19 protein-coding genes are annotated in these 20,412 nt (G+C 72.6%); 4 read left to right on the top strand and 15 right to left on the bottom strand.

Translation table 11 applies throughout. From position 1 onward, the window contains the following. Positions 1-24: 24 nt before the first annotated feature. The 6 genes from ACMV_RS07005 to ACMV_RS06980 all read right to left on the bottom strand — a co-directional run bounded on the left by ACMV_RS07005 (position 25) and on the right by ACMV_RS06980 (position 6,436). A complete protein-coding gene (locus tag ACMV_RS07005) occupies positions 25-582 on the bottom strand; it encodes a methylated-DNA--[protein]-cysteine S-methyltransferase (RefSeq protein WP_013639977.1) in 558 nt (185 codons plus the stop codon). Continuing rightward, positions 572-2,083, bottom strand: coding sequence for an AlkA N-terminal domain-containing protein (locus ACMV_RS07000; protein WP_013639976.1), 1,512 nt, complete (start codon positions 2,081-2,083; stop codon positions 572-574). The genes ACMV_RS07005 and ACMV_RS07000 overlap by 11 nt, the downstream gene beginning before the upstream one ends. A 108-nt stretch (positions 2,084-2,191) precedes the next feature. Then, the gene (locus ACMV_RS06995) at positions 2,192-3,181 is read right to left on the bottom strand and encodes an ABC transporter substrate-binding protein (RefSeq protein ID WP_013639975.1); all 990 of its coding nucleotides are present in this window, start codon (positions 3,179-3,181) and stop codon (positions 2,192-2,194) included. Between the two features lie 44 nt (positions 3,182-3,225). After that, positions 3,226-4,275, bottom strand: coding sequence for an ABC transporter permease (locus tag ACMV_RS06990; protein WP_013639974.1), 1,050 nt, complete (start codon positions 4,273-4,275; stop codon positions 3,226-3,228). After that, positions 4,272-5,108, bottom strand: a complete 837-nt coding sequence (locus ACMV_RS06985; RefSeq protein WP_013639973.1) for an ATP-binding cassette domain-containing protein — start codon at positions 5,106-5,108, stop codon at positions 4,272-4,274. Before ACMV_RS06985 ends, ACMV_RS06990 begins: the two co-directional genes overlap by 4 nt. 278 nt (positions 5,109-5,386) lie before the next feature. Further along, the gene (locus ACMV_RS06980; RefSeq protein ID WP_007423455.1) at positions 5,387-6,436 is read right to left on the bottom strand and encodes a glycosyltransferase family 4 protein; all 1,050 of its coding nucleotides are present in this window, start codon (positions 6,434-6,436) and stop codon (positions 5,387-5,389) included. A gap of 222 nt (positions 6,437-6,658) precedes the next feature. Here ACMV_RS06980 and ACMV_RS06975 point away from each other — a divergent pair, with 222 nt between their 5' ends. Next, complete coding sequence (locus ACMV_RS06975; RefSeq protein ID WP_231844502.1) at positions 6,659-8,512, top strand: ABC transporter ATP-binding protein; 1,854 nt, start codon at positions 6,659-6,661, stop codon at positions 8,510-8,512. A 62-nt stretch (positions 8,513-8,574) separates the two neighbouring features. Here ACMV_RS06975 and ACMV_RS06970 read toward each other — a convergent pair whose 3' ends face one another. Then, complete coding sequence (locus ACMV_RS06970; RefSeq protein ID WP_013639972.1) at positions 8,575-9,174, bottom strand: hypothetical protein; 600 nt, start codon at positions 9,172-9,174, stop codon at positions 8,575-8,577. Between the two features lie 208 nt (positions 9,175-9,382). On the opposite strand from ACMV_RS06970, the gene ACMV_RS06965 reads away from it, so the two are divergent. The 3 genes from ACMV_RS06965 to ACMV_RS06955 are packed head-to-tail and all read left to right on the top strand — an operon-like array spanning position 9,383 to position 11,164. Further along, positions 9,383-10,000, top strand: coding sequence for a hypothetical protein (locus tag ACMV_RS06965; RefSeq protein WP_013639971.1), 618 nt, complete (start codon positions 9,383-9,385; stop codon positions 9,998-10,000). A 56-nt stretch (positions 10,001-10,056) separates the two neighbouring features. After that, positions 10,057-10,368 (top strand): DUF1330 domain-containing protein, encoded by a 312-nt coding sequence (locus ACMV_RS06960; protein WP_013639970.1) that lies wholly within the window; start codon positions 10,057-10,059, stop codon positions 10,366-10,368. Beyond that, positions 10,340-11,164, top strand: coding sequence for an alpha/beta hydrolase (locus ACMV_RS06955; protein ID WP_081479230.1), 825 nt, complete (start codon positions 10,340-10,342; stop codon positions 11,162-11,164). Before ACMV_RS06960 ends, ACMV_RS06955 begins: the two co-directional genes overlap by 29 nt. Positions 11,165-11,287: 123 nt before the next feature. On the opposite strand, the gene ACMV_RS06950 is transcribed toward ACMV_RS06955, so the two are convergent. The 8 genes from ACMV_RS06950 to ACMV_RS21810 form a co-directional block, all read right to left on the bottom strand. Then, positions 11,288-11,503 (bottom strand): EexN family lipoprotein, encoded by a 216-nt coding sequence (locus ACMV_RS06950; RefSeq protein WP_013639968.1) that lies wholly within the window; start codon positions 11,501-11,503, stop codon positions 11,288-11,290. A 124-nt stretch (positions 11,504-11,627) separates the two neighbouring features. Next, complete coding sequence (locus ACMV_RS06945; protein WP_231295411.1) at positions 11,628-12,446, bottom strand: hemolysin family protein; 819 nt, start codon at positions 12,444-12,446, stop codon at positions 11,628-11,630. Positions 12,447-12,478: 32 nt separating this feature from the next. Next, entirely contained in the window at positions 12,479-12,931 is a 453-nt protein-coding gene (gene ybeY / locus ACMV_RS06940; protein WP_013639967.1) for an rRNA maturation RNase YbeY, read from the bottom strand. Continuing rightward, positions 12,928-13,929, bottom strand: coding sequence for a PhoH family protein (locus ACMV_RS06935; RefSeq protein WP_007423478.1), 1,002 nt, complete (start codon positions 13,927-13,929; stop codon positions 12,928-12,930). Before ACMV_RS06935 ends, ybeY begins: the two co-directional genes overlap by 4 nt. Further along, the gene (gene miaB / locus ACMV_RS06930) at positions 13,926-15,278 is read right to left on the bottom strand and encodes a tRNA (N6-isopentenyl adenosine(37)-C2)-methylthiotransferase MiaB (protein WP_013639966.1); all 1,353 of its coding nucleotides are present in this window, start codon (positions 15,276-15,278) and stop codon (positions 13,926-13,928) included. The genes ACMV_RS06935 and miaB overlap by 4 nt, the downstream gene beginning before the upstream one ends. A gap of 140 nt (positions 15,279-15,418) precedes the next feature. Next, positions 15,419-16,231, bottom strand: a complete 813-nt coding sequence (locus ACMV_RS06925) for a lysophospholipid acyltransferase family protein (RefSeq protein ID WP_013639965.1) — start codon at positions 16,229-16,231, stop codon at positions 15,419-15,421. Next, entirely contained in the window at positions 16,228-17,274 is a 1,047-nt protein-coding gene (locus tag ACMV_RS06920; protein WP_013639964.1) for a rhamnan synthesis F family protein, read from the bottom strand. Before ACMV_RS06920 ends, ACMV_RS06925 begins: the two co-directional genes overlap by 4 nt. Continuing rightward, the gene (locus ACMV_RS21810; protein WP_013639963.1) at positions 17,271-20,411 is read right to left on the bottom strand and encodes a class I SAM-dependent methyltransferase; all 3,141 of its coding nucleotides are present in this window, start codon (positions 20,409-20,411) and stop codon (positions 17,271-17,273) included. Before ACMV_RS21810 ends, ACMV_RS06920 begins: the two co-directional genes overlap by 4 nt. Position 20,412 lies beyond the last annotated feature (1 nt).

Below are 20,412 nucleotides of genomic sequence, written 5' to 3'. Positions count from 1 at the left end.
CTTCCGGGGTGACGATACCGAAACCTACCCCGGAGTGCCGGCGTTTGCCCACCCGCGCGGTTGCATCGCCGCCTCGTGCGCGAGCAGCCAGCGCTTGCGCTCCAGCCCGCCGGCGTAGCCGGTCAGCGATCCGTCGGCGCCGGTGACGCGGTGGCACGGCACGACGATGGCGACCGGGTTGGCGCCGTTGGCCAGCCCCACGGCGCGGACGGCGCGCGGCCGGCCCATCCGCGCGGCGAGGGCGCCATAGCTCAGCGTCTCCCCCGCCGGAATGCCCCGCAGCGCCGCCCAGACCGCGCGCTGGAACGCGGTGCCGCCGGTCCGCACCGCGATGCCGCCCAGCGCGTCCGCCCGCCCCGCGAAATAGGCGAGAAGCGCCTCGCGCAGCGCGGCGGGGGCCGGCCGCGCCGCGAGCGTGAAGCCCGTCCCCTCGGCGCCGAAATGGCGCCGCAGCAGGCGGCGCATCCGCGCCTCGTGGTCCGGCCAGTCGAGCGCGCGCAGCGCGCCCGCCGCATCGGTGATGACCAGCATCGTCCCGATCGGGGACTCGATCCGGTCGAGGAACAGCGGTTCAGGCGCCATCGTCGTCTCCTTCGGCCGGGGCGGCGGATGCCGCCCGCGGATGGTGCGCGGCATCCGCCGCCCACAGATGCTGCGCGGCATAGGCGCGCCAGGGTCGCCAGGCTTCCGCCCGCGCGGCGAGGTCGGCCGGGTTCGGCCGTGCGCCGGTCAGCCGCGCCGCCACCCGCAGCAGGGCGGCGTCGGACGCCGGGAACGCATCCGGCTCGCGGGCGGCGCGCAGCGCGATGTAATGCGCGGTCCATTCCCCGATCCCGGGCAGCGCCACGAGCCGGCCCACCGTCTCGTCGAGCGAGCGCCCGGCCCGGAACAGGCCGGGGTCGCGCAGCGCGGCGGCGGCCAGCGTCTCGATCGTGCGGGCGCGGGCGCGCGGCATGCCGAGCGCGACGGCATCGAGCTGCAGCAATGCGGCGGGTTCGGGAAAGACGCGCGCGAGCCCGGCCGGCCCGCCGCCGTCCAGGGGCGCGCCATGGGCGGCGACCAGCCGTCCCGCCAGCCGCGCCGCCGCGCGCACGCTCACCTGCTGGCCGAGCACGGCGCGCACCGCGAGTTCGAACCCGTCCCAGCCGCCCGGCACGCGCAGCCCCGGCCGGGCCGCGGCCAGCGGCGCGAGCAGCCGGTCGGCGGCGAGGTGGCGGCCGATGGCGAGCGGGTCCGCGCCGAGATCGAAGACCCGGCGGATGCGGCCGACCAGCGTCGCCAGCGCCGCCACGGCGGGAAAGCGGATCGTCGCCCGCAGCCCGCAGGCCTGCGCGTCATGCGCGATGCTGACCGTCCCCCGCGCGCCGCCGAGCGCGACGCTGCGGTGGTATCGCCCGGCATCGTCCATCCGTTCGACCTGGTCGATCGCCCGCGCGGCGAGGAAATCCGCCATCGCCGCCCAGTCATAGGGCGGCGCGTAGGGCAGGGTGAGGGTGATGCCCGACGGTTCTGCCGCCGCTACCTGTCCCGCGCGGCGCAGCGCGCCCGGCGCGCTGCCATAGAGCGCGCGGAAGGTCGCGTTGAAGCGGCGCACGCTGCCGAAGCCGGCGGCGAGCGCCACGTCGGCCAGCGGCATCGCGGTTTCGGTGAGCAGTTGCCGGGCGAACAGCACCCGCCTTGTCTGCGCCACGGCGACCGGCGAGGCGCCGAGATGCTGGCGGAACAGCCGCCGCAACTGCCGCTCGCCGAGGCCGAGCCGGAAGGCCAGCGTGTCGACCGCCGCGCCGTCGAGCCCGCCCTCGGCGATCAGCGCGAGGGCGCGGCTGACGGTGTTCGACGTGCCCCGCCAGGCGGCGAGATCGGGCGAGGATTCCGGCCGGCAGCGCAGGCAGGAGCGGAACCCGGCGGCCTCGGCGGCGGCGGCGGAGCCGAAGAAGCGGACATTCTCGCGCCGCGGCGTGCGCGCCGGGCAGACCGGCCGGCAATAGATTCCGGTGGTGCGCACGCCGGTGAAGAAGCGCCCGTCGAACCGGGCGTCGCGCGTGGCGAGGGCGCGGTAGCAGGCATCGGGGTCGAGTTCCATGAGCGCATCATGGCACGGCGGGACGCCGGATGCTCGCCGTTTTCGGACATGATGGCCCGGCGGACCGCCGTTTCCGGACGCCCCGGCCAGGACGCCCGGCCGGCCGCCTCAGTGCGACAGATGCGCGCTGTAGAAGTATTTGGCGTAGGTTGGGTTCGACGCCTCGGCCGTCGTGACCGTGATATTGGCGAGCCGCTTCGAGGCGGGCACCTGCGCGCTCTTTCCGGTCAGGATGTCATAGGCGTATTTCACGCCGAGGCGGCCTTCCTCGGCCGGGCGCTGGACGATCAGGGTGCTGATCACCCCCTGCTTGAGCAGCTTCACCTCGCCCGGCTCGGCGTCGTAGCCGACGACATCCACCTTGCCCTTCTTGCCGGCGGCGACCACCGCCTTGCCGACGCCCTCGCCGGAGAACACGTTGGTGGCGAAGATGCCCTTGAGGTGCGGATACTTGAGCAGCAGCAGCTGGGCTTCGGTGAAGGCCTTGGTCGGGCTGTCGTCATCGTATTCGATGGCGACGACCTTCATGCCCTTGTAGTGCTTCATCTGCGCGAGGAAGCCCTTCTGGCGCGCATCGGTCGTCGAGATGCCGGGCTTGACGTTGATCACCGCGACATCGCCCTTCCCGTGCGCGAAGCCGGCGATCGCCCGCGCCGCCGAGGCGCCGCCCTGGACGTTGTTCGACGTGATCCGGCTTTTCAGGATCGCGGTATCGCTGATCGTGGTGTCGACCGAGATCACCGGAATGCCGGCGGCGATGAACTGCCTGATCGGGTTGATCAGCGCCTTCTCGTTGGTCGGCGCCACGAGCAGGGCGGCCGGGTGCTTGGCGAGCAGCGCCTGCAGCACCGGGATCTGCGTCTCCGGCGAGAAGCTGCTGCCGCCCTGCCAGATCAGGTGCAGGCCGAGCTTCTTCGCTTCCGCCGCCGCCCCATGCTGCATCGTGATGTAGAACGGATCGGTGGCGATGCCCGGCACCAGCGCGATCGTCTTGCCGCCCGCCCGGGCCGCGCCGCCGGCCAGCGCGAGGCCGCCGGCGATGCCGAGCGCCAGCGTGGCGCCGCGGCGGGAAATCCGTTGTCTGCGTGTTGTGGCCATGATGTCCTCCCCTTTGCCGCCGGGTTCGCGGCGGCCGTTTCCGGTCAGATCGACTCCAGCAGCCTGTCGCGAAGCTGGTCCATGGCGACGGCCAGGATCAGGATCGCGCCGACGGCCACCTGCTGCCAGAACGGCTGCACGCCGATCAGGATCAGCCCGGTGACCATGACCGTGATCACGAAGCCGCCGACCACGGTTCCAAGGATGGTGCCGCGACCGCCGAACAGGCTGGCGCCGCCGATGACGACGGCGGTGATCGCGTCGAGTTCGTCGTTCGCGCCGGCCTGGACCGAGGCCGAGGCGAAGCGCGCCATCACCATCAGCCCGGCGACGGCGGCGAGAAATCCCGCCAGCGTGTAGATCCTCACCAGATGCCGCCGCACGTCGATGCCCGCGCGCCCGGCACCCAGCGGGTTCGAGCCCACCGCGTAGGTCCGCAGCCCGAAGCGGGTCTGCGCCAGCACCACGGCGCAGATGATGCAGAACACCGCGGCGACCAGCACGGTGACCGGCATCCACCCGCCGATCGCGAAGGAGCCGGCGGTGCCGACGATGTCCGGAATCGTGCCGACATTGCGCCCGCCATTGAGCAGGTAGATCCCGCCGGTGCAGATCGACAGCATGCCGAGCGTGACGACGAAGGGGGTGAGCCGCAGCCGGGTGATCAGCGTGCCGTTCACCCAGCCGACCAGCGCGCCGCTCGCCAGTGCCGCGGCGATGCCGGCGGCGATGGTCTCGCCATTCGCCGCATGGGCGTGAATCAGCGCGCGCATGACCAGGCCGCCGACCATGCCGGAGAGGCCGAGAATGGCGCCGACCGAGAGATCGATGCCGCCGGTGATGATCACGAAGGTCTCGCCAAGCCCGAGCAGCAGGTATTCGACCGCGAATTGCGAGGTGGCGAGCCAGCTCGCGCGGCTGAAGAAATCCGGACTCGCGATCCCGAACACGGCGATGAGCGCGAGCAGGATGAACAGCGTCCAGATCTCGCCGTGCCGGGAGAGGAATTCGAGCAGCGCGCGAGAGCCGCCCCGCGCATCCGGCGCCACGACCGCCGCCTCCGCGCCGCGCGGCGGGTTCGACGGGCCGCTCACGGCGCGCTCCCCGCCGCATCCGCGCTCGCCAGGCCGGCGCCGGTGATGCAGGCGATCGTGTGCTCGATCGTCATCGACCGCGCGTCCCGGTCGGCCACCTTGCGGCCGCGGAACAGCACCACGATCCGGTCGCACAGCGCATGGACCTGCGGCATGTTGTGGCTGACCAGGATCACGGGAATGCCCTGGTCGCGCACGGCGGCGATGAGTTCGCCGACCTTGGCCTGCTGCTCGACGCCGAGGGCCGCGGTGGGTTCGTCCAGCAGCAGCAGGCGCGACCCCCAGATCAGCCCGCGCGCGACCGCGACGGCCTGGCGCTGGCCGCCGGACAGCGCGCGGCAGGGCGTGCGGACCGAGCCGATGCGGATGCCGGTGCGCCGCAATCCGCCGAGCGCGGTCTCCCGCATCGCCGCCTTGTCGAGAAAGCCGAGGCGCCCGAGCAGGCCGGGCCGCAGCCTTTCGCGGCCGAGAAAGACATTGGCCCAGATGTCGAGATCGAGGGCGAGGGCGAGATCCTGATACACCGCCTCGATCCCGGCGAGGCGGGCATCGAGCGCCGAGCCGAACTGCACCTCGCGCCCATCGACGGCGAGCCGCCCGGCGGAGGGACGGATCGCGCCGGCGATGATGTTGACGAGGGTGGACTTGCCGGCGCCGTTATCGCCCACGAGGCCGACGACTTCGCCTGGATGGATGTCGAGGCTGACATCGGTGAGGGCGCGGATATGACCGTAGGACTTGCCGATGCCCGACACCCGCAGCACCGGCGCTTCCGGGTTCGCGGCCGGCGCCGGTGGATGCGGATCGGGCGTGACCGGCAGTTCGGTTGGCATGGAGTGCGTCCCAAACGTTTCCCTGCCGTGACACTAGACTGGCTTGGGAGCATGTCAATCGACCGCGATCCGCACGATGTCGCGACAGCGTCGCGCCCGCGTCCGTTATTCATTCTATCATGCAGTGAGTTGGCGCGGCTTGCCGGCATCGCCGGTGTGCCATGGCCATGCCGGCAATGCGGAATGGCCCCGAACGATGGACCGGCCGATCTTCTCACGCCCGCGCCGACGCCCCGGCGGGCCATGCCGCCGGGGCGCGTGCGATCGGCCGCTGGCGGTCAGACCGCGAGGCGGAGGCGCCCGACGCGCGGGCGCGCGAGGGTTTCGTAGATCTCGAGATAGTTCTCCGCCATCCGCCGCGCGGTGAAGCGGGCCTCGAACGTCGCGCGGATGCGGGACGGGGAGAGCTGGTGCACCCGGTCGAGCGCGGCGACCGCCTCCGCCTCGCTCTCGACGATGAAGCCGGTGACGCCATCCTCGACGATCTCGGGCACCGAGCCGTGCCGCCAGGCGATCACCGGCGTGCCGCAGGCCATGGCCTCGATCATCACCAGGCCGAAGGGTTCCGGCCAGTCGATCGGCATCAGCAGCGCGCGGGCACCGGAGAGAAATTCGGATTTTTCTCCCTCGCCGATTTCGCCGATCAGGCAGGCATCGGGGCCCAGCATCGGCTTGATCCCGGTTTCGAAATATTCCTCGTCGACACGGTCTACTTTCGCGGCGAGGCGCAGATCCATGCCGGCGGCGCGGGCGATGCGGATCGCGCGGTCGGGCCGCTTTTCGGGGCAGATGCGGCCGAGAAAGGCGACATAGTCGCGCGAACGCTCGCGCGGCGTCAGCAGGTCCTTCGGCAGGCCGTGCTGGACCGTGGCGACGAAATTCGCTTCCGGCAGCGGCTGGCGCTGGGAGTCGGAAATCGAGATCAGGTTCATCACCGGCAGCTCGTCGTAGACGGGGCCGAGTTCGGGCAGGTCGAGCCGGCCGTGCAGCGTGGTGACGAAGGGGGTGCGCTGGCGCGCGAACAGCGAGGCCGGCCAGTAATCGTTATGGAAGTGCAACACGTCGAACTCGTGGGCCCGCCGGTAGACCCGTTCCATCAGCATGAAATGCGGCGCGAGCGTATCGCGGATGCCGGGGTCGAGCCGCAGCGCGCGCGGCCACACGGCGTCGAGTTCGGCGGCGGTTACCGAATCCCCGCTCGCGAACAGCGTGACGTCGTGACCCATCGCGACGAGTTCTTCCGTCAGGAAGGAGACGACACGTTCGGTGCCGCCATAGAATTTCGGCGGAACCGCTTCAGTCAGAGGTGCAATCTGGGCGATTTTCATGAGTGCCTGACTCCTCGCTGCTGGATTGTTTTTACGAGCGTTAGCAGGACGCCCCGATGTGGCAGTCATCGGGCGGTATTTGCCCAAATGCTGCCGCATTCGATGCCAAGGTAGGGAGTGCCGGGGGCGCCGCCGGCTGGCGCTATTGCCGAAATGCCACATGAAGACAGGAAATTTGGCGGCGCCCCTCGATAAAGACCCGCACCGATGGAGCCCGAGACCATGCCGGATCACAAAAAGGCGATTGCAGAAGCGGAAGGAATCGAAAGCGCACCCCGCCGATCGCCGGCGCCGGAGGCATCGGCGCCGCTTGCCATTCCGCTCTCCGCACCGCCGGCATCGCGTCCGCAGCGCTTTCTGCTGCGGGCGATCCTGCGGCACGCGCCGGGACATGCGACGATCGTGCTTTCCGTCGTCGCCGCGGTCGCCTGTTCTGTGCTGTCGCAATATGCCGTGAAGAACCTGGTCGATGTGCTGACCGCCAATCAGCGCGGCGCGGTCTGGGGGGCTTTCATGCTCCTCGCCGGGCTGATCGCCGCGGACAATCTCGCATGGCGGATCGGCGGGTTCGTCGCGGCGCGCAGTTTCGTGGCGGTGACCGGGGAATTGCGGCGCGCGCTGTTCAACCACACGCTTGGCCATTCGCCCGGCTTCTTCGCCGACCGCCGGCCCGGCATGCTGGCCGGCCGCATCAGCGTGACCGGCAATGCGGTCTTCCGGCTCGAGAACCTGATGGTGTGGAACGTGCTGCCGCCGGCGCTGGCGGTCGTTCTCGCGATCGTGATGATCACCAGCGTCGATCCGGCGATGGGGCTGGCGCTGCTGGGCATCGCGCTGGCGCTGGGGGCGGTGCTGGCCTGGCTGGCGGCGAAGGGGCGGCGGCTGCATCGCGACTATGCCGAGGCCGCGGCCTCGGTGGATGGCGAGCTGGTCGATGTGATCAACAACGTCGCCGTCGTCCGCGCCTTCGGCGCGATGTTCCGCGAGCGGCAGCGCTTCGCCGAGGATGTCGGGCGCGAGATGCGCGCGCGCCGGGCGAGCCTGAACTACCTTGAAGGGCTGCGGAGCTTCCACGCGGTCACCACGGCGCTGCTGACGGCCGGCATGCTCGCCTGGATCATCGACCGCTGGCTCGACCATGCGGCGAGTCCCGGCGACGTCGTGCTGGTGACGACGCTCGGCTTCACCGTCCTGCACGGCACGCGCGATCTCGCGATCGCGCTGGTCGAGATGGTGCAGGACTGGGCGCGGCTGCACGAGGCGCTGGCCTCGCTCCTGATCCCGCACGACATGATGGACGCGGCGGACGCGCGGGCCCTGCCGCAGGCGCGCGGGGCGGTGAGCTTCGCCGATCTCGATTTCGCCTATCCGGACGGGCGGGCGGTGCTGAAGGAGGTGAATCTGACCGTGGCGCCCGGCGAGAAGGTCGGCCTGGTCGGCCGGTCGGGCTCGGGCAAGACGACGCTGCTCGCCCTGCTGCAACGGCAATACGATCCGGCGCGCGGGCGGGTGACGATCGATGGCACCGACATCGCCGCGCTCAGCCGCCAGGGCCTCGCGGAAATCCTGTCGGTCGTCTCGCAGGACGTGCAGCTGTTCCACCGCTCGGTGCGGGAGAATATCCGCTATGGCCGGCCCGATGCCGGCGATGCCGAGGTGGAGGCGGCGGCGCGGGCGGCCAACGCGCATGACTTCATCATGGCCCTGCCGCAGGGGTATGACACGCTGGTCGGCGAGCGGGGGATGAAGCTGTCGGGCGGGCAGCGGCAGCGCCTCGCGATCGCGCGGGCGGTGCTGCGCGACGCGCCGGTGCTGCTGCTCGACGAGGCGACGTCGGCGCTCGATTCCGAAAGCGAGGCGGCGGTGCAGGAGGCGATCGACCGGCTGGCGCGCAACCGGACGGTGATCGCGGTGGCGCACCGGCTGGCGACGCTGCGCGATTTCGACCGCATCGTGGTGATGGCGGAGGGGCGGATCGTCGACGAGGGATCGCCGGCGGCGCTGGCGTCGCGCCCCGGCCCCTATCGCGAGCTGTTGCGCCGGCAGGATACCGCCCGGCTCGGCCGGGCGGCCTGAGCCGGCTCAGCCGTATCTTGTTTTGAAAACGTAACGAAAATGGCGCGGTGAGGCGGCGCAGGTCAGGCGCCGTTTCGGCGGCGCCGGCTTGCGGGGGGAGAAGGCGCGCATCGCGCGGCGGGCGTCGGGCCCGCGGCCGAAGCCGGTGGCGCGGCGCACGGTGGCGGCAGGGCGGCGGGATCGGGCGCGGTATCGGCTGCCGGATCGGGTGCTCGATCGGGGATCTTGGGGCGGCGCAGCGCCGGCGGCGGGCGCAGGCCGAGGGCGTGGCAGAGCGGGCGCAGGGCGCGGCCGGCGGCCGGGATGGATGCGGCGAGGGCGAGGATTTCGGGGTCGGCGAGCAGGTCGCGAAGCTGGCCGGCGGCGGCGGCGGCGCCGGGGATGAGGGTGCCGAGCCAGCCGAGGCGGCGCGGCAGCGGGCGCGGGCGCGCCGGGGCCGGTTGGCGGGCGGTTGCGGGATGGCGGGGGCGCGGGGGGCGCTGCGGACCGTCCAGCGCCGCGGCGAGACGGGCGGCGAGGCGGCGCAGGCGCGTCCAGATCAGGATCACCAAGGGGCCGGCGATGCCGCGCCGGTGACCCTCGGCGGCCACGCGGTCGCACAGCGCCGCGATGATCGCGGCGAAGCGGCTGGCGGGACTGGCGAGGGGGACGGCGCTGGCCATGCCCGAAAGGACCACGGCGGAAGGGGGGTGGGCAAGGGCGATGTGACGCCGGTCATTGCCGGTTGACGGATTTGCCGGCAAGACGGCGATGAAAGCATCGTTGCCGCCTCATGATGATCGCGGGGCGGCGCGCCGGCGTCCTGTCCCTGAAATTCGCGGTGGATCTCGGATCCGGGACGCCGGACAACAAATCCTGGGAGGCGGCGGCGTGATTCACATCATTTATCAGGCGGACCACAAGAAGCGGGCGGAGGCGTTGCAGGCGGCGAATCCGGGATCGTTGATCAGCGAGGTCGGCGATACGCCGTTCGGACGCGGCAGCGTCGACACGCTGGTCTATTGGGGGCATGGCGACGCCTACAAGTTCTGCACGATGGAGGCGGACGCGTTTCTCGCGAACATCAGGGCGTGGCAGAAGATGAACCCCAATATCCGCACGGTCGAGGTGATCACCTGCAACGCCCGCCACGGGTTCGAGGGGGCGGAGATCCGGGCCTCGTTCACCGACCAGATCAAGAAGCAATGGCGGAAGAAGTTTTCCGGCATGATCATGAAGGCGCTGCCGATGGGCGTGAGCAAGGGGCAGGTGAACAGCTGGTCCATCCTGAAATACCAGGACACGACGAAGACCTGGTATTACGTGACGGCGCCGGGGGCGAAGGACACCCAACACATGTGGCCGGGCTGCCATGAGATCGAGGCGGCGGTGGGGAACGGGCTGCACGAGAAGGCGCAGGCAGCGAGCGCGAACACCCGGCGGGTGTGGACGGTGATGTCCGGCACGATCTACACGCTTCGCAGCAGCCTCGTGGTGATCAATCGCTGACGCGGCCGCGGCGGGCGGGCGCCGGCCGGCCCGCGATGGCGAGGAGGAGCAGAAATATGGCGAAGGGATACTGGATCGCGAGCGTCGATGTCAGCGACGCCGAGGCCTATGCGGCCTATGTGCGGGAGAACGCGGTGGCGTTCGCGAAATATGGCGCGCGGTTCCTGGTGCGCGGCGGGGCGGCGGAGGCGGTCGAGGGCGGGATGCGGTCGCGGATCGTGGTGCTGGAATTCCCCGACCACGCGGCGGCGCTGGCCTGCTACCACTCGCCCGAATACGCGAGGGCGAAGGCGCTGCGCGAGGGGGCGTCGGTCGCCGATGTGGTGGTGGTCGAGGGGTATGACGGGGCGCAGCCCGGCGCGGCCTGAGCGCGGGCGGATGCGCGCCCTGCTTGCCGCGCTGGCGCTGGCCTGGCTGCCGCTGGCGGCGGCGCGGGCGCGGGTGGTGCGGCTGGACACGGCGCTCGGGCCGGAGCGCGTGCTGGTGCTGCGCCCGGCGCATCCGCGCGCGACGCTGGTGATGCTGCCGGGCGGGACCGGGCGGGTCGGGCTGACGCGGACGGGGCGGTTCCGGCATGGCGCGAATTTCCTCGTCCGCACGAGGCGGGACTGGGTGCGGCGGGGCTTCGCGGTGGTGATTCCGGACGCGCCGGGCGGGCGCGACCTGCGCGGCCACCGGCATGGGCCGGGCTTTGCCGCGGTCGTCGGCGGGCTGGTGCGGCTCGCGCGGCGGCGGATCGGGGCGCCGGTGATCCTGTTCGGCACCAGCCAGGGGACGATCGGCGCGGTGAACGGGGCGGCGCACGCGGCGGCGGGGAGCATCGCCGGGGTGGTGCTCACGGAGACGGTGTCGGTGCCGGGAAGGCTGAGCCGGATGACGGTGTTCGACGCCGATCCCGCCGCGGTGCGGGCGCCGGTGCTGATCGTCGCCAACCGGGACGACCGCTGCCCGGTCGCGCCGCCCGGACAGGCGCCGGCGGTCGCGCGGGCGCTGGGCGGCGCATCGTCGGTGACGGTGCGGATGGTCGCGGGCGGGGCGGCGGGAGACCGGCCTTGCGGCTCGCTCGGCCCGCACGGGTATTTCGGGATCGAGGGGCGGGTCGAGGCGGCGATCGCCGGGTGGATCGGGACGCTGGGCCTCGAAAAAGAAAAAGGCGGTGCCTGAGCACCGCCAAGTTCAGGGAGGAAACGTCCTGGGATTTTTCTAGCACGGACGCGGGACGCGCGGATTGTTTTTGTTGCAGTGCAGCATTGCCGCGGCAGGCGTCCGGCGTGGTTCGGGGGGCGCTCAGAGCTCGCGGGCGAGGGTGGCGCGGGCGGCGGCGGCGGCGTTGATGCAGTCCGGGCTGGCCGCGAGATCGCCGGGATTGGCGGCGCAGGCGGCGATGGCGGCCTGGCGGGCGGCGGCGTGGCGGGCGAACCAGGGGACGTCGTGCGTCGCCGCCGCATGGGCCGCCGGGGCGGCGAGGGCGAGGAGGAGCGAAAACAGGATCTTGCGCGTCATGGTCTTGGTCCTTGCGTGGTGGTCTGCCCCCGATGTGCGCCCGCGCGCGCCGGCGCGGTAGGCACGGGGGCGGCAAAAGACCCTTGCCGGGACGGCACGGATGCGCGTATCCGGCGGGCTGGGATCAGGAAGATTCGGGGGCGATGCGGCGGGCGCGCAGGCGGCGGATGCGGCGGGCATCGGCGTCGAGGATCAGGAACTCGATGCCGGCGGGGTGGGAGATGATCTCGCCGCGGGTGGGCACGCGGCCGGCGAGGGTGAAGACGAGGCCGCCCACCGTGTCGAGATCGGCTTCCTTTTCCTCCTCGGTCAGGAAGTCGCCGAACCGGGTGGTGAAGTCCTCGACCGGGAGGCGGGCGTTGAGATCGACCGCGCCGTCGTCACGGTCGATCATCAGCGGGCCCTCGATCTCGTCGTGCTCGTCGTCGATGTCGCCGACGATGGTCTCGACGAGGTCCTCGATGGTGACGAGGCCGTCGACGCCGCCATATTCGTCGATGACGAGGGCGAGATGGGTGCGGCGCTGGCGCATCTGCAGCAGCAGGTCGAGGACGGGGATCTGCGGGGCGACCATCAGCGGGCGGCGGAGGATGGCGCGCAGCGAGAACGCCTCGGGGCGGCCGGTGTAGCCGACCACGTCCTTGATGTGGACCATGCCGAGAATGTCGTCGAGATGCTCGCCGAAGACGGGCATGCGGGAATGGCCCTCGCGGCGGATCTGGTCGATCGCCTGGTCCAGCGTGACGTCGGCGCGCATGGCGACGATGTCGGCGCGGGGGATCATCACGTCGTCGGCGGTGATGCCGCGCAGGCGGAGGACGTTGGCGATCAGCGCGCGTTCCTGGCGGTCGAGCCCGGTGCCGCCCTCCTCGCCGCCGGCTTCCGCGGCGGCTTCCTCCATCAGCTCGCCGATCTGCTGGCGCAGGTCGGGCTGCTCGCGCATCTTGCTGAGCAGGCGGGAGAACCAGCTGCCGCTCACGACGCGTATTTCCACGGGTTGGGCACGCCGAGGCGGTGCAGGAGGCGGGTTTCGAGGCGTTCCATCCGGCGGGCCTCGCCAGCTTCGTGGTGGTCCTCGCCGGCGAGGTGGAGGGCGCCGTGGACGACGAGATGGGCGAGGTGGTGCGCCGGGCGGCGGCGGGCGGCGCGGGCCTCGCGCAGGACGACGCCGAGGGCGAGGATGATCTCCGGCGGCATCTCGTAGGTGAGGACGTTGGTGGGCTTGTTGCGGCCGCGGTCGCGCGCGTTCAGCGCCTTCACCGTGCGGTTGTCGGCCAGGATGACCGGGCAGGCGGCGCCGGCGGCATCGAGCGCGCGGGCGACCACGCGCTCGGCGTCCGGCACGAAGCGGCGCCAGCGGGGCTCGGCGATGTGGATCAGCCCCCGCAGCGCGGCGCCGCGGGGGAGGCTACTTGGAGGCTCGCTCACAGGTCCCGCGCGCGCTCGCGCTGCGCCTCCGAGCGGTGGTCGTAGGCCTCGACGATGCGGGCGACCAGCGGGTGGCGCACCACGTCGCCGGCATTGAAGCGGGTGACGCCGATGCCGGAGACGCCTTCCAGCGTCTCCAGCGCGTCGGCCAGGCCCGAGCGGCTGTGGGGCGGCAGGTCGATCTGCGAGAGGTCGCCGGTGATGACCATGCGGGTGCCCTCGCCCATGCGGGTGAGGAACATCTTCATCTGCGCCGGGGTGGTGTTCTGCGCCTCGTCGAGGATGACGAAGGCATGCGCGAGGGTGCGGCCGCGCATGAAGGCGAGCGGGGCGATCTCGATCTCGCCGGCGGCCATGCGGCGGGCCATGACCTCGCCGGGCATCATGTCCTGCAGCGCGTCGTAGAGCGGGCGGAGATAGGGGTCGACCTTCTCCTTCATGTCGCCGGGCAGGAAGCCGAGGCGCTCGCCGGCCTCGACCGCGGGGCGGGAGAGGACGATGCGGTCGACCCGTCCGGAGGTGAGCATGGCGACGGCCTGGGCGACGGCGAGATAGGTCTTGCCGGTGCCGGCGGGGCCGATGGCGAAGACCATCTCGTGGCGGGAAAGCTCCTCGATATAGGCGGCCTGGCCGGGGCTGCGCGGGCCGACCACGCCCTTGCGGGTGCGGATCGCCGGCAGGTCGGACAGCGGCAGGCGGGGCTCGGCGGCGGGATCGACCAGGCGGGCGGCGGCATCGACCTCGGCGCCGGAGATCTGCTCGCCGCGGGCGAGACGGTCGTAGAGCGCCGAAAGCGCGGTTTCGGCGGCGGCGACCTGGTCGGGCTCGCCCGAGATCGACACCCGGTTGCCGCGGCAGGCGAGCCGGACATGCAGGCGCTTTTCGAGGCGGGCGAGGTTGCGGTCGTGATCGCCGAGCAGGATGGAGAGCAACCCGTTGTCGTTGAAGGTGAGGGTGCGGGACAGCCGGGGGGGCTGGGATGTGACGATCTGGCTCAAGCGGCGATCTGCTCCTGTGTGAGACTGGCCATGAGAGAATTGGGGTTGGACTGCACGATTTTCACCGTCCGCAGGGTGCCGGGCGGTATGTCGGCATTGTCGACGACGACGGGCTGCAGGTAGGGCGAGCGGCCGGTGGACTGGCCGGGATGGCGGCCGGGGCCGGTGAAGAGGACTTCGAAGCTGCGGCCGACCTGGGCGCGGTTGAAGGCGTGCTGCTGGTCGCGGAGGACGGCCTGGAGTTCCTGCAGGCGGGCATCCTTCACCGCCTCGTCGATCTGGTCGGCGGCGTCGGCGGCGGGGGTGCCGGGGCGGCGGGAGTATTTGAAGCTGTAGGCCAGGGCGAAGCCGGTCTCGCGGACGAGCCGCATCGTCGCGGCGAAATCGGCGTCGGTCTCGCCGGGGAAGCCGACGATGAAATCGGACGAGAGCGCGATGTCGGGCCGGGCCGCGCGCAGCTCGCCGGCGATGCGGCGGAACAGGTCGGCGCCGTGGCGGCGGTTCATGCGGGCGAGGATCGCATCCGAGCCGGACTGCACGGGCAGGTGCAGGAAGGGCATGAGCTTCGGATTGTCGCGATGCGCGGCGATCAGCGCGGCATCCATGTCGCGCGGGTGGGAGGTGGTGTAGCGCAGCCGGGCGAGGCCATCGATGTCGGCGAGTTCGGCGAGCAGGCGGGCGAGGTTCCAGGTGGCGCCGTCCGGCGCCTCGCCGTGCCAGGCGTTGACGTTCTGGCCGAGCAGGGCGATCTCGCGCGCCCCGCCGGCGACGAGGCGGCGGGCCTCGGCGAGGATGGCGGCGGCCGGGCGGCTGGCCTCGGCGCCGCGCGTGTAGGGGACGACGCAGAAGGTGCAGAACTTGTCGCAGCCTTCCTGGATGGCGAGGAAGGCGATCGGGCCCTGGCTGGCCTGGTCCTCGGGCAGGAGGTCGAATTTCTGCGCGGCGGGGAAGTCGGTGTCGATCACGGCGCGGCGCTTCGCCTCGATCTCGGCGATCAGCTCGGGCAGGCGGTGATAGGCCTGCGAGCCGACCACGAGATCGACATGCGGGGCGCGGGCGAGGATTTCCGCGCCCTCGGCCTGGGCGACGCAGCCGGCGACGGCGATCATCATCGCGCCGCCGCGGGACTCCTTGAGCGCGCGCAGGCGGCCGAGCTCGGAGAACAGTTTTTCCGAGGCGCGCTCGCGGATGTGGCAGGTGTTGAGGATCACCATGTCCGCATCCTGGGTGGCGACCTGCCGGTAGCCGAGCGGGCGCAGGACGTCCGCCATGCGTCCACTGTCGTAGACGTTCATCTGGCAGCCCCAGGTGGTGATGTGCAGCGTGCGGCGTGAGGCGGTCTCGGTCATTCCAGTTCATCCGGGCAAGGGTTTGCCCAGTGGATGTGCCGGGACGCCGGACGGGTCAAGCGCGGAAGAATGAGATTGCTCCCGATTCCATGATCGTAACTATCGCAGATCGTGGGGCGGCGCTGTCAAGCGGATTCCGGTTATGCTTTCGTGAAGGGGCCGGGAAAGCGGCCCTGGCGGATCGCGGCGGCGCGGGCGGCGATCTGGCGTTCGAGGGTCGCGGTCAGCGCCTTGCGGCCGCCGTCGAGCTCGATCGGGTCGTCGAGCACGATGGTGGCGCGCCAGTCGTGCCGGCCGAGCTCGGCGTAGTGCGAGGCGATGTCCATGTCGCCGTACCAGGCGATGCGGGGGCGGTTGCGGCGGCAGACGGGCAGCGAATCCATCCGGTCGTACACGATGGTGACGGGCTGGATCAGCGGCGGCGGGTCGGTCTCGGCGAGGGCGAGGAAGCTGGAGCGGAAGGGCAGCACCCGCGCGCCGTCCGACGTGGTGCCCTCGGGGAAGAGGATCAGGCTGTCGCCGGCGGCGAGGCGCTCGGCGAGCTCGGCGCGCTCGCGGCCGGCGCCGGTGCGCGCGCGGCTGACGAAGATGGTGCGCCCGGCGCGGGCGACGGCGCTGATGCCGGGCCAGCGCCCGACATCCGCCTTGGCGATGAAGCAGCCCGGCAGCACCGCGCCGAGGGCGACGATGTCGAGCCAGGAGGTGTGGTTGGAGACGAACAGCACGGGCCGCTCGTCGGTCGCGGCGGGGGTGCCGATGACCTGGAGTTCGAGGCCGAGGATGCGGGCCACGCCGCCCCAGTAGCGCAGCGGCAGCGCCCGCTTGGCGCGGCCGGGCCGGCGGATCAGCACGAGCTGGACCGGCAGCAGCGCCATCGTCCAGGCCAGCACGGCGGCGAGGCGGGCGTACATCCGCGCGCCGGAGAGTGTTTTCGTCATGGCCCGCCGGGTCATGGTGCGTCGCCGCGCAGCATCATGCGCAGGTCGGCGAGGATGGGGGCGGGGTCGGCGCCGAGTTCGTCGCGCAGCAGGTCGGCCCAGTCGCCGATATCCTCGACCTTCGTGGGGTTGTCGCGCAGCAGTTCGCGCTTGATGAACGGATAGCCGGACAGCAGCAGGTGGCGCCAGAGATCCGAGGTCGGGTTGAGCGGGCGGCGGCGGGCGATCGCGTCGCGCAGGCGCAGGATGTGCAGCCAGCGGGTGAGGTCGTGCGGGTCGGCGCGGCCGCCGGGCTCGATGTCGAGATAGGGGGCGAGCTGGTCGCGGGTGATCTGCCGGGTCAGCGCCTCGTAGGGCCAGAGGGCGGCGACGCGCAGGCCGGCGCGGATCATCGCCTGGGTCAGGCCGACCTCGTATTTGCCGATCACGTAGGGTTTCGACGGCGCGGGGATCACGCCGGACCAGAAGCGGCGGAAGGCGGGGCTGCGGATGGCGCGCGGGCCGAAGGCGACGAAATAGGATTGCAGGTGGTAGCGGCGCTGCCAGCTCTCGGTGAGGCCCCAGACATCGGCTTCGTCGTAGTCGAGCCGGAGCAGCATCGAATCGATCGGGCGGACCGGGCCGAAAATGCTGTCGTTGGCGATGATGATCTCCTCGGTGCCGGATTGCGGGAGATCGAGCGTCTCGATCGCGTCGCGCCAGCCGCCGAAATCGTAGCCGATGTTGCGGCGGACGAGAATGCCGGCGCAGAGGGCGAGCAGGCGGGCCTCGGCGCCGGGGTCGAGCGCGCCGGCATTGGTGACGAAGACGACCGAGCGGCCGGAGGCGGCGAGCTGGGCGATGTAGTCGAACAGCGCCTCGCGCACGCGGCCGCCGCGGTCCCAGTGCAGGAAGAGGACGACGCGGGGGCCGAGGACGATGCCGCCATCCGGCTTACGGGCGATGACCTGGTGCGGGTTGCGCAGCCGGCCGAGCCCGGCGGCGACGGTCATGGCGGCGAGGGTCCAGGCGTGGCGGAGGGCGCGCCAGGCGGCGCGGAGCAGCTGGGCGGTGTTCATCGGGCGGGCGGGGCCAGTTCGGTCCTGAGACTGTCGGGAGCGCCCTCATAGCGCGCGAGCATCGCCCGGCCCAGGGCCGCGGCCTCGGCGGCGCGGCCGGTGCGGTGGAGGGCGATGATCTCGCCGCGCAGGGCTTCCCAGAACAGCGCCGGGGCGGCGTCGCCCTCGGCGAGGTCGGCGGCGAAGCCGCGGCGGACGGCGGCGAAGGCGCGTTCGGCGCGGTGCGGGCGGGCGGGTTCCTGCAATTCGAGCAGGCCGAGGGCGAAGCCGGCGCCGCGCAGCGCCGGGCTCGCCGCCGGAGCGAACCCGTCGAAGGCGGGCTCGACGCGGCGGCGCAGCCGGTCCGCCGCCGCGAAATCGCCTTCATGGACGGCGCTGACGAAGCGGCCGACGGCGAGGCCGGCGAGCCGGCCGGGATCGGCGCCCTCGGCATCCAGCCGGTCGAGCAGGTCGGCGAGGGCGGCGGTGTCGCCGGCGGCGGCGGCGCAGCCGGCCCGTGCCGCGAGCAGCTCGATCCGCGCCGCCGGGGCGAGGGCGGCTTCGTCGACCGGGGCGAGCAGGCGGGCGGCCTCGTCCGGCCGGCCGAGATGCAGCAGGCGGAGCGCGGCCTGGACCAGCGCGTCGCCGCGCGCGGCGGTGTCGAGATGCGGCAGGCCGTCGAGCAGGGCGGGCAGGATCGCGGGGTCGCCGGCGACGAGGGCGAGGGCGATCAGGGCGATCGCGGCGTCGTGCCCGTCGGCATCGCCGGCGGCGGCCCAGTCGGCGATCGGGGCGGACTCGGCGAGGGCGATGGCCTCGTCGTAGCGGGCGCGGTTGACCAGGGTGACGAAGGCGCCGAGCGTGATCTGCCGGCGGCGCTCGGGCGCGAGCGGCACCGCGGCGATGCGGGCGGGCGCGCGGGCGGGATCGCCGGTGACGAGGTCGAGGATGGCGAGCGCGGTCAGCGCGTCGGCCGCGGCGGGATCGTTCCCGCCGCCGCTCGCGGCCAGCGCCTCGATCCCGGCGGCCTCGGCATAGGTCGCGGCGTCGGCGTAGCGGCCGGCGTTCACGAGGCGGCAGAACCCGTCGATCAGCATGTCCCGCTGCGCCGCCGGACCGAGGGCGAGGCCGGCGATGCGGGCGGGAACGTCCGCCGGGTCGCCGGTCGCGAGGTCGAGCAGGGCGAGGGCGAGGCGGGTGTCGCGGCCGATCGCGTCGTCGCGGGCGACGGCGTGGCTGACGATGTTCTCGGCATCGGCCATCGCCACCGCCTCGTCGTGGCGGCCGGCGGCGACGAGGCGGGTGAAGGCGGTGAGCACCGCCTCGACCCGGCGCCGCGCGTCGATCCGCAGCGGGCGGAGCAGGAGCGGGATCTCGGCCGGGTCGGCATGGCGGGCGATGGCGCCGGCGAGGGCGTTCGAGGCGTCGGTGCCGAGCGCGTCGGTGCGGCCGGCGCAGAGCGGGGCGGCGCGGTGCAGCAGCGGGACGAGGGCGGCTTCCTCGCCGTCGTTCGACAGGCGGACGACGGCGCCGAGCAGGAGGGGCGCGCCGGGGCTGGAGGGGGCGTCGGCGCCGAGGCGCTCGGCGAGGGCGATGGCGCGGCGCGGGTCGCCGCCCGGGCCAAGGGCGAGCTGGCCGAGCACGATCAGCGCGTCCCGCCGCGTGACGTGCGGCAGGTCGGGGCCGGGTTCGGCGAGGCCTTCCGCCTGCATCAGCGCGCGGGCGCGCTCCGGCGCGCCGGCATTCACCAGTTCGATCACGCCGCGCCAGAGCACGTCGCGCCGTTCGGCCTCCGGCGCGGCGCGGCTGGCGAGGGCGGCGAAGCGGAGCGGGGTTTCGGGGGCGGCGACGCGGGCGGCCTCGAGCGCGGCCTCGGCGGCGGCGCGGAAGGCGAGCTGGGTGGCCAGCGCGTCGTTCAGGGTGAGGCGGGCGAGGGCCGCGTGCAGGGCGGCGGCGGCATCGCCGGCGAGGGCGAAGACGGCGCCGGCGCGCGGCCGCGTGGCCGGGGCGGCGCGCAGGCGGCTGGCCTCGGCGTGCAGGATCATGCCGAGATTGAGCGGCATCACCTCGTTCAGCCGGGCGAGGGGCAGGCTCATCCAGTCCGCCGGGATCGCCTCCAGCGCGTCGGGCTCGAAGCCGTAGCGGGCGCGGATGGCCGGCCAGAGGTGGGAGCGGGCGGCGGCGGCGGCCGGCCAGTCGAGATCGACCGCCGCCTCGAACAGGGCGCGGGCGGCGAAGCCGAGGCCGGGATCGGAGACCGGATCGAGGGCGCGGGCGCGATCGGCCAGCCAGGCGCGGAAGCGCGGGCGCTGGGCGGCATCGTCCTCGGCCAGCGCGCCGCGGGTGGCGCCGGCATAGGCGACCAGGGTGAAGCCCTCGCGGCCGACGCGGACATTGGCGAAGCCGGCGGATTCGAGCAGGCGGCGCAGGCTCGCCTCGGTCTGGAAGACCATGTGGATGCCGGGGGCGAGGAGCTGGGCGAGGTCGGTTTCCGGGGTGGCGCGGTCGATCGCCGCGCCGTCCGGCGTGGTGAGCAGGAGGATGCCGTCCGGCGCCAGGCGGGCGCGCAGCTCGGCGAGCAGGGCGGCGGGGCGCTGGACGTGCTCGATCACCTCGGTCGCGGCGATGACGTCCCATGGCGCGGCATCGGGCAGGGCGTCGGGGAAATAGCCGTCGATGATGTCGAGGCCGAGATCGGCGGCGCCGACGCGGGCCATCGGCGAGGGGTCGATGCCGAGGCAGGTCCAGCCCATCGCGTGGCGGGCGAAATCGAGGCCGAACCCGTAGCCGCAGCCGATTTCGAGGCAGCGCGTGCCGGGCTTGCGGGCGATGCGGCCGAGCAGGCGGGTGATGGCGACGAGGCCGGCGCCGTGCTGGATGTGGAACTGGTGCCAGCCCCAGTCCATCACGTCGGGGTCGCCATAGTTGGGGACGCGCAGCGGCGGGTAGAAGCGGGCGGTGCAGGCGGGGCAGGCGAGCACCGGCTTGCGGTCGCCGCGGGGCAGCTTGGGCGCGGTCCAGGCGACGTCGAGCAGGCGGGGCTTGGGGCCTTCGGCGCCGCAGTTCGGGCAGACGAGATCCTGCGGCGCCGCCGGCGCGTCCGGCCAGTGGACGCGGATCGCCGGGGCGGTGGCGGGCTGGGGGGGGCTGGTCGTCATC

Source organism: Acidiphilium multivorum AIU301 (genome assembly GCF_000202835.1).
GTDB classification, from domain to species: domain Bacteria; phylum Pseudomonadota; class Alphaproteobacteria; order Acetobacterales; family Acetobacteraceae; genus Acidiphilium; species Acidiphilium multivorum.
The sequence above is the reverse complement of the archived record's forward strand: the minus strand, read 5'-3'. Positions and strand labels throughout refer to the sequence as shown.

Coding starts and splice junctions, on each gene's coding strand:
- ACMV_RS07005 (WP_013639977.1), bottom strand. CDS start 582: ATGGCGCCTGAACCGCTGTTCCTCGACCGGATCGAGTCCCCGATCGGG.
- ACMV_RS07000 (WP_013639976.1), bottom strand. CDS start 2,083: ATGGAACTCGACCCCGATGCCTGCTACCGCGCCCTCGCCACGCGCGAC.
- ACMV_RS06995 (WP_013639975.1), bottom strand. CDS start 3,181: ATGGCCACAACACGCAGACAACGGATTTCCCGCCGCGGCGCCACGCTG.
- ACMV_RS06985 (WP_013639973.1), bottom strand. CDS start 5,108: ATGCCAACCGAACTGCCGGTCACGCCCGATCCGCATCCACCGGCGCCG.
- ACMV_RS06980 (WP_007423455.1), bottom strand. CDS start 6,436: ATGAAAATCGCCCAGATTGCACCTCTGACTGAAGCGGTTCCGCCGAAA.
- ACMV_RS06975 (WP_231844502.1), top strand. CDS start 6,659: ATGCCGGATCACAAAAAGGCGATTGCAGAAGCGGAAGGAATCGAAAGC.
- ACMV_RS06970 (WP_013639972.1), bottom strand. CDS start 9,174: ATGGCCAGCGCCGTCCCCCTCGCCAGTCCCGCCAGCCGCTTCGCCGCG.
- ACMV_RS06960 (WP_013639970.1), top strand. CDS start 10,057: ATGGCGAAGGGATACTGGATCGCGAGCGTCGATGTCAGCGACGCCGAG.
- ACMV_RS06955 (WP_081479230.1), top strand. CDS start 10,340: ATGACGGGGCGCAGCCCGGCGCGGCCTGAGCGCGGGCGGATGCGCGCC.
- ACMV_RS06950 (WP_013639968.1), bottom strand. CDS start 11,503: ATGACGCGCAAGATCCTGTTTTCGCTCCTCCTCGCCCTCGCCGCCCCG.
- ACMV_RS06945 (WP_231295411.1), bottom strand. CDS start 12,446: ATGCGCGAGCAGCCCGACCTGCGCCAGCAGATCGGCGAGCTGATGGAG.
- miaB (WP_013639966.1), bottom strand. CDS start 15,278: ATGACCGAGACCGCCTCACGCCGCACGCTGCACATCACCACCTGGGGC.
- ACMV_RS06925 (WP_013639965.1), bottom strand. CDS start 16,231: ATGACCCGGCGGGCCATGACGAAAACACTCTCCGGCGCGCGGATGTAC.
- ACMV_RS06920 (WP_013639964.1), bottom strand. CDS start 17,274: ATGAACACCGCCCAGCTGCTCCGCGCCGCCTGGCGCGCCCTCCGCCAC.
- ACMV_RS21810 (WP_013639963.1), bottom strand. CDS start 20,411: ATGACGACCAGCCCCCCCCAGCCCGCCACCGCCCCGGCGATCCGCGTC.